The 280-nt window shown below is 66.8% G+C and carries 1 protein-coding gene; it reads right to left on the reverse strand.

Annotated features, from left to right (window positions below; genetic code table 11):
• A partial coding sequence (locus NE547_RS18240; protein ID WP_256176646.1) for a polysaccharide biosynthesis C-terminal domain-containing protein occupies positions 1-280 on the reverse strand: 280 nt, incomplete at both ends.

The raw sequence follows: 280 nt of genomic DNA on the forward strand, positions 1-280 counted from the left end.
GAGCCTGCGCCGCAGGTCGCCGCGGGTGAGCACCACGGTACGCAGACGGGTACGCAGCAGGTAGACCAGCGCCATCCCCATGGAAAGTGCCTGACCCAGCACCGTGGCCAGCGCGCCGCCGCCGCTCCCCAGGTCAAAGCCGAAGATGAACAACGGGTCCAACCTGGTGTTGAGGACCGCGCCGGACAGGGTACAGAGCATGGAATAGGTGGGGCTGCCGTCGGCGCGGATCAAATTGCTGCATCCGGTGGTAAAGGTGAGCAGCGGCAGGCCGAAGGCG

Origin of the sequence: Flavonifractor sp. DFI.6.63, from assembly GCF_024462255.1 — a bacterium.
GTDB classification, from domain to species: domain Bacteria; phylum Bacillota; class Clostridia; order Oscillospirales; family Oscillospiraceae; genus Lawsonibacter_A; species Lawsonibacter_A hominis.